General features: G+C 54.1%; 10 protein-coding genes. 5 read left to right on the forward strand and 5 right to left on the reverse strand.

The window, feature by feature from the left end; translation table 11 throughout:
• The 5 genes from IZU87_RS16770 to IZU87_RS16790 form a co-directional block, all read right to left on the reverse strand.
• Nucleotides 1-253: hypothetical protein (locus tag IZU87_RS16770; protein WP_213115294.1), on the reverse strand; the 253-nt coding region annotated here is incomplete at its 3' end.
• A 726-nt stretch (nt 254-979) separates the two neighbouring features.
• The gene (locus IZU87_RS16775) at nt 980-1,255 is read right to left on the reverse strand and encodes a hypothetical protein (RefSeq protein ID WP_213115295.1); all 276 of its coding nucleotides are present in this window, start codon (nt 1,253-1,255) and stop codon (nt 980-982) included.
• A gap of 263 nt (nt 1,256-1,518) precedes the next feature.
• Nucleotides 1,519-2,085 carry a hypothetical protein gene (locus IZU87_RS16780; RefSeq protein WP_213115296.1) on the reverse strand — a complete coding sequence of 189 codons (567 nt, stop codon included), beginning with the start codon at nt 2,083-2,085 and terminating at the stop codon, nt 1,519-1,521.
• On the reverse strand, nt 2,082-3,065 hold the full coding sequence (locus tag IZU87_RS16785; RefSeq protein WP_213115297.1) for a hypothetical protein: 984 nt from the start codon (nt 3,063-3,065) through the stop codon (nt 2,082-2,084). The genes IZU87_RS16780 and IZU87_RS16785 overlap by 4 nt, the downstream gene beginning before the upstream one ends.
• A 208-nt stretch (nt 3,066-3,273) precedes the next feature.
• On the reverse strand, nt 3,274-4,005 hold the full coding sequence (locus IZU87_RS16790; protein ID WP_213115298.1) for a S24 family peptidase: 732 nt from the start codon (nt 4,003-4,005) through the stop codon (nt 3,274-3,276).
• 39 nt (nt 4,006-4,044) lie between these two features.
• Between IZU87_RS16790 and IZU87_RS16795 the strand changes: the two genes are divergently transcribed.
• From IZU87_RS16795 to IZU87_RS16815, 5 genes are all read left to right on the forward strand, one after another.
• Nucleotides 4,045-4,317: a helix-turn-helix domain-containing protein gene (locus IZU87_RS16795; RefSeq protein ID WP_213115299.1), complete on the forward strand. Its 273-nt coding sequence runs from the start codon at nt 4,045-4,047 to the stop codon at nt 4,315-4,317.
• Nucleotides 4,318-4,379: 62 nt separating this feature from the next.
• A complete protein-coding gene (locus IZU87_RS16800) occupies nt 4,380-4,874 on the forward strand; it encodes a phage regulatory CII family protein (RefSeq protein ID WP_213115300.1) in 495 nt (164 codons plus the stop codon).
• A gap of 81 nt (nt 4,875-4,955) precedes the next feature.
• Entirely contained in the window at nt 4,956-5,276 is a 321-nt protein-coding gene (locus tag IZU87_RS16805) for a hypothetical protein (protein ID WP_213115301.1), read from the forward strand.
• Between the two features lie 41 nt (nt 5,277-5,317).
• On the forward strand, nt 5,318-5,533 hold the full coding sequence (locus IZU87_RS16810; RefSeq protein ID WP_213115302.1) for a hypothetical protein: 216 nt from the start codon (nt 5,318-5,320) through the stop codon (nt 5,531-5,533).
• A 28-nt stretch (nt 5,534-5,561) separates the two neighbouring features.
• On the forward strand, nt 5,562-6,547 hold a 986-nt coding region (locus IZU87_RS16815; protein ID WP_213115303.1), incomplete at its 3' end, for a DnaT-like ssDNA-binding domain-containing protein.

Consider the following 6,547-nt stretch of genomic DNA (forward strand, 5'->3'; position numbering starts at 1 on the left):
CCAGTCGTTTGGCAGTTGCCAACAGGCCGGCGGGCGTGCGCCTCAAGGTGCTGATGATCTCTTCTTGACTGGGTGATGGCACTGGCTTGCGAGACCTGGTGGCTGGCTCAAGCAGTAGTATCGGGTCATGACGACCCAAGCGCGTCATGCGGGACATGAGTGTCCCTTCCCCGATACCGAGCCGCTCGGCGTGTTCCGCCATTGTCGCGGTGATGCCATCGACGGTGACCCGAGATCGAAGAAAGAGCGTCATGCTGTCCTCCTTGAGTGGTTGAACGCACAGGTCAGCCCCCAGAAGAGACTGGCATGTGAGCACAAAAAGGCCCGCCGGTTGGGGCGGGCAAGGTGCGCCGAGAGACACGATGAAAAGGGTGGTGCCAAAAGACCCCGTCAGGGACGTGACGGGAAGCACAGGCACTGCAGGGAAAGGGCATGGGTAAGTCGACACATAGAGTGACGGCTTGCTGATGGCCTTTCTTGGATGCCCTGATCTCGCCCAGGGCAGCGCCATTTCATCCAGCTGCGATACCAGATGATCCGGTTCCGTTGTGGTTTGGCGTGGGCTTCCCTCCTCTCGGCTCAATCGCATCGTCGAGATTCTAAGGGCCATTACAACGCCGGTGATGCAGCCCGGTGCACAAGTGATGGAGGCACGGCCGGCGAGGTCGTATGCCCAGTATTTCGACAGCCCTGGGCGAGAGCGTACTCCCAGCGGCCTCTCGCGTGTCTAGCGCTACGGGCGGGCTGGGCATGCCTGATTGTTAAAGAGCAGCCGCATTGCCCGGCGGTTCGGGGCTCATCAGGCGATACCGGCAGTGCCGATGCCCTCTGATAAGCGCTGTCTCTCCAGCTGTCACACCACTTGCCCAGGTGTCGGGGGTAAGGCCGCTAGCGCAAGGGAGGAACCGGCGCCTTACCTGCGGGTGGTTATGCTCGTAATCCCACTGGCACCACCTGCTGGCCGTGGGGCGAGGTCCGATCAGCGACTGGCAAGCTGCTGACCATGCGTAATCTGAGGGGTGCAGAGGCTGGCGGCATTGCGATGGAAGTCCGGCCAGCCGCGGCGCTGTGATTCGACGAAACCGGCCTTGGCGTCTTCCTGCCACATGGCGGTCATCTCGCAGTATTCGGCTTCGCTGGCGGTCAGCTGGCGCGGGCCATCGGTCTGCTGGGTGAGGCTGGCGAGCGTGACCAGGCCGCCGACGATGACGGCGAGGGTGATGGTTGAACGATGCTTGCGGGCTGTGTCGGTCATGGGCTGCTCCAATCCACTCAGTGACGATGGCGATGTGCCGCGTCGATGGATCAAATATGAACTATCGGTTCAAGTTTGGTCAAGTACTTATGGTACACTTTTGTGTCTAGCCAAAAAAAACCCGCCATCGTGGCGGGTTGGTCTGGCTGAGGGTGAAAGGGTTAGCCGCTGGCATTCTCATCGCAGAGCCTTTAAGTTCCGGTGGTCTGCGTATTTGTATTGCTTCGTTCGGTGTGATCGAAGCCGAACGATTCAAAGGCTAGCTAGGGATCTGGCTGCAATAACCTTTCGCCTAGATAATACAGACACAAAAAAGTTACGACTATAATTTGAGAAAACATATATACAATTAGTAAGAAGTAAAAATGAGAGAGTGATTTTATTAAGTTGGGGGGTTGCAGCATCTCGATAATCGATATTGCCGATGGATATAGACTTATAGCTACTAGCGTGATTAAAGATTGGGCCGTAAGAAAGGAGAATGTTAAAGCTAAAAACCTCCTTCTGGTCAAAAGTAGTAAAGACCCTGCTGATGTTTTGATTCTTGGAGTAGGTTCTGGCATATGCATGTCAATATCATTTCTATTGAAAACTACAATGGCAGAAAGTGCTGCAATATAGAACCCTGGTAGGATGCTTACTACTGGAGCCAGTGAATTTTCTAAGAATGATATTAATAGCGTCTCTTTTGAATTTTGATCCCCCATGATGACTATGGCGGTAATTGGTATCGCTATAAGAATAGGAATTAGCCAATCAACAATCCATTTTCTTGGATATGATATTGTTAAGTAAGCTAAAGGTCTTGTGAGTACTTTTAGTATCATCATGCAACCCTCAAGTGTTTTTCCATGCTTTTAATAATTTCACTGATGAAGCCACTATAGGAGGTATGTTGAGCAGAATAATTTAGACTAATCGTTTTGTTGAAGTATTCACAACTGAAAGGGTCTTTTGCATCGATGTCTAGTGACGCACTTTCAGTGCCTGTGGTTTGACCTGGCGGAGTGAATTGTATCCTAGCAGAGCTGAAGTCGCCACGCTTGGGCAGAATCTGTGTCACAAAATTTCTAATAGCTTGAACACGACTACCTGAAGGGGCGCTCACTTTGAAACCTACAGAAGAGTTTTTTTCCTCGAAGTACCCAGCGCTATCCCAAGGGGTTTTCTTGGTGCTATGGGTCAGCTTTAATCCCTTAATAGTACCATTTTCTAAATCGTTGATTAACCGGTCAGATGGGCAGCCATTAATATCTACACTTAAAGATATTCTACATTTTCTCGGCTTGTTGCTTTTTGTTAAGGATCCATCTGGATGGTTGAATTCAAATTCATTGCTATTGGCATTATTCTGCTTGTACTTCCTAAGTATGCTGTTGATAAAGAGCTTTATTTTAGCTTTAGTGAACCCTGGAACTTTCTCAACAAGCATGTTGCAGCTGTCGTTATCCATTTTCTTGGCGATCATAATGTGGCAAGAGAATTCCATTCTCTCGCTTTCCTTTTTCGTTACCTCATTTCTATTGTTGTTGCTAGTGTCCAGATAGGCAGGGTCAGAGTAGCTATCGCTAGTGAAGCTGACTAGCATTAAAATGTATTTTGGTTTTATGCACACATCTTTTATTACAAATACTTCGGAGTTTTTTGTTAGTTTGTAGTCTTTATGGGCTGCTTTTTCTATTATGGTTATTGCATTCTGAATAAAGGGAGCAGGGATTTTAGGGTGATTTTCCCCTTTTTTTGGATGAGATGTGACTGCTGCCTTAAATTTCATGCTGTAGAAAGATGCGGCTCTGTCCTTGCTAATCATAGTCGTCCCTGAGTGTGAATAATTTACGTTTACAGTGTGTGTGCAAATTGGGTTGGAGTTTTATTATGTATCAATACTATATAGCAGCTTTCAAGTTTTGTTCAGTGTGGCCCCATGTCAAAATGTCAGGGGGACCCTGACACCAATGACGCACCATGAATCTACCACTTGAACCTCTCTCTGGTTACGCGTGCGCGAGAGGAATTCGTTAGGCAAACACTTCCCACCAGAAGACACGGCCGATGATTTTCGGGGCGTCGGGGTCCCCTAGGGTGTAGACCTCTTCCGGATACTCGATGTGGTTATCGCTGACCACGCGCATACGGTTCAAGGGCAGGCGATAGAGTCGCTTCACGCGCAGCATCCCCCCGTGATCCAGTGCGTAGATCTTGCCGTCGATGATGTGACGGCAACTCTTGTCGATACCGATGGGGGAGCCGTCGAAAATGGCTGGCTCCATTGAATCGCCCGTGACAGTGGCGCAGGCGGCCTGCTTGGGATCTACACCTGCACGGGCCAGGCGTGGCAGGCTGAAGCGCATATACGCTCCGTGATTTTCGATCACCTGTGTACGGCCATCTCCCGCGGCCATCTCAACTTCCCGGAAGTAGGGAATTTCAACTTCATCCTCTCGGAGTGGAGCGTCTCCATCCACAAACTCGGCTTCATGGAAAACCAGCTCATTCTTGCTGTTCTCTCTCATTGGCCCGGTTCCGAACCTCAGCCATTCCGCACGCACGTTTAGCCCCTTGGCGATCAGCACTAGCTTGGACTGCCCCGGCATTGACTCAGCATTGAGCCATTTGCTGGCGGCCTTAGGGGTGACGCCTGTGAGATTTTTTAGACGCACGCCTTGACCGCGATCAGGAATGCCCTGCTCGGCAAGTGCTTTCTTTAGGCGGGAGGCGAACTCATCCCGTTCAGACAGTGTATGAACCATGGGTCCAATGATGATAGGACTTGCTTTGACTTTCAGTACATGTCTATTATGTACTTCTGGTACATTTCTAAAGGCAAACAAATGAACTCCTTGCGCGAACTGGTCGAGCAGGCAGGAGGTGTGGGGGCGGTTTCCAAGGCTTGCGGCGTTTCAATCCGTGCCGTCTACAAGTGGATCGAGAGGGGATGCCTTCCAAGAACTGAATACACCGGCGAAACCAGTCACGCAGAGGCCATCGCGGGACTTTCACCTGCTGTGTTTGAGGCTTCGGAAATCCGGGATCACTTCATGCCTAGCAAGAACACCGCCTGACACCCACAGCATAGCCAGCCGCCCATATCGGCTTAAACGGAACGAACACGGAGAGATTCACCATGGACAGCCATACAGCCCCCGAACGTGACATGGATACCTATCTGGATGCGGTGCATGGCGTGGTTTTCGAGTGCTGCCCCAAGGTGCTGGCAAGCGATATCGGCATGTCGGTGAAGTCGCTTTACCGCCGGGTGGCCGAGGAAGACCCCATGCCGATGCGACTGATCGACGTGGTGGGGATCTTCTGGAACGTGGACCGCGAGCACCAGCTGCGCCTGATCGCCCCGTTCCTTGATCACCTGGGCATGGTGGCGGTGCCGCGCTGCGAGAAGGGCGAGGTGAGCCGTGGTGACGTGTTCGCGTCAGTGCTGGATGCCCAGCAGGGGCAGGGCGCGATGGCAGCGCTGATTCAGGCAGCGATTGCAGATGGGGAGGTAGACGAGGAAGAGGCGGCGCAGCTTGAGGCGCAACACAAGGCCATTGAGCAGCAGATGAGCACCCTGATGGGCCAGCTACAGGCGATGCGCAAGCCGCTGAAGGTGGTGAGTCGATAACCGGGCACCAGATACAAAAATCCCCCGAAGGCGTCCAAACCAGTACGGGGGAAGCATCTCAAAACGCCAAGGAAGTATGGCATGACGATCAAGACGAGTGAAGCCAGGCAGATGTTGATCAGCTATCGCGGTTGGAGCTGTGAATCCCTCAAGGCCGAGACCTATCGGCTGGCGGTGATGATCGAGAAGCGTGAGCGAGTGGGTGGCGTGATTGACCTGCGCATGAGCATGCAGCACCACCTGGCCGTGGTGGCCCTGTTGGAATGCGGCAAGGGACAGGGTGAGACGGCGCAGGCAGCTGCCCGACGAACTCTATCGATCGACCACCACATGAGCGAGGCAGGACGTTTCGAGCGCCTGTCACTGGGCGTGGCCGCCAAGGGCGATGAGGTATCGGCATGAGCATCACGGCACGAATGAGTTCAGCACGCCTTGAGACAGAGATGTCTCGTGCTGGCCGCAAGATCGCCAAGCTGAAGGAGCTGCTGCCAGACCAGCCGCGCCTCACCGGCGAATATCACTCGGCCTATGCCGCCTGGCACCAGTGCAATGCGTTGCTGGCGGCCCGTCGCGGCGAAAAGGACGGCGATCTGGGCAGCATGCAGTGGCATCAGGCCCGCGCTGCCAAATATCTGACACTGGCGGGAGGTGAGGCATGAGTCTGCATCGATCACAAACGAGTCGCCAATGCTCGATGCGGGGATATCGCTGATGCAGTACCTCGTTGCTATCAACCAAGTCAAGGCCGTCGAGTGGGGGCTCAATGCTCAGCAGGCGATGCTGTTTGCGTTTCTGCATCAGGTGCCTACCTGGGCAAATGCGCGTCAGATCGATGGCCACACCTACTACAACATCGGCAAGGGGAAGATCTGCGAAGAGCTCCCGATGCTGACTGATAAGCACGACACCGCCTACCGACTCATGAAGCAGCTGGCCAAGCTCGGCCTGATCGTGATGACCAGTTGCGACAACCGGACGTATATGCGCCTAACCGAGAAGGGGGTGACCTGGAACCGCTCGGCAGGGGAGGAAAAATCTCCGATCTGTCCCTCGGTGCCTGATTCTCAAGGGCCGGAAAAAAATCCGACCTCGGAGAAACCTCCGAGCGGGGTCGGAAAAATATCCGTACCAGGGTCGGAAAAATCTCCGACGAATCAGGGTTCCAATGATCCTCCCCCCTCTCTCTCTAGCGCGGGCGAGCCGAGCATCTTCGAACGAGCGTCCCAGCAAACTGACAACGGCCAGCCGCAAGCGACTGCCGGCGCCCGTCAGGTGCCGATGACGTTGGACTGGCAGCCGGATGCCAGCTACTGGCAGACGGAAACAGTGCGCCGTGGTCAGCCTGACCTGACATGGGATGCCGCCGAGCTGGCGGACTTCACCGCGCACTTCGCGGATCAGCCGGGCCGGAGGCACTCGCAGCATGCCTGGTGTACTCGCTTCATGCGCTGGGTGAGTGAGAACCGCAAGCGAGAGGCGGCCCGCCAGGCCCGTATGAGCCAGAACGCCAACACATCGAACAACACTGCACGCAACGCTGGAGGCACCCATGGAAGCCGTCGCTCAACTGGTCCAATCCGTAACTCGAAACTCTCAGCCGCTGAAGGGCGTGCACTCATTGAGCAGCGCCGCCGTGAACAAGCCGAAGGCCAGCCGCCGTCCGGCGACGTCAT

The sequence above is a fragment of the Cobetia sp. MC34 genome (genome assembly GCF_018340035.1).
GTDB classification, from domain to species: Bacteria; Pseudomonadota; Gammaproteobacteria; order Pseudomonadales; family Halomonadaceae; genus Cobetia; species Cobetia amphilecti.

What these genes read in the sequence shown, in the direction of transcription:
- IZU87_RS16775 (WP_213115295.1), bottom strand. Translation starts at nt 1,255, where the DNA reads ATGACCGACACAGCCCGCAAGCATCGTTCAACCATCACCCTCGCCGTC.
- IZU87_RS16780 (WP_213115296.1), bottom strand. Translation starts at nt 2,085, where the DNA reads ATGATGATACTAAAAGTACTCACAAGACCTTTAGCTTACTTAACAATA.
- IZU87_RS16785 (WP_213115297.1), bottom strand. Translation starts at nt 3,065, where the DNA reads ATGATTAGCAAGGACAGAGCCGCATCTTTCTACAGCATGAAATTTAAG.
- IZU87_RS16790 (WP_213115298.1), bottom strand. Translation starts at nt 4,005, where the DNA reads ATGGTTCATACACTGTCTGAACGGGATGAGTTCGCCTCCCGCCTAAAG.
- IZU87_RS16795 (WP_213115299.1), top strand. Translation starts at nt 4,045, where the DNA reads ATGTCTATTATGTACTTCTGGTACATTTCTAAAGGCAAACAAATGAAC.
- IZU87_RS16800 (WP_213115300.1), top strand. Translation starts at nt 4,380, where the DNA reads ATGGACAGCCATACAGCCCCCGAACGTGACATGGATACCTATCTGGAT.
- IZU87_RS16805 (WP_213115301.1), top strand. Translation starts at nt 4,956, where the DNA reads ATGACGATCAAGACGAGTGAAGCCAGGCAGATGTTGATCAGCTATCGC.
- IZU87_RS16810 (WP_213115302.1), top strand. Translation starts at nt 5,318, where the DNA reads ATGTCTCGTGCTGGCCGCAAGATCGCCAAGCTGAAGGAGCTGCTGCCA.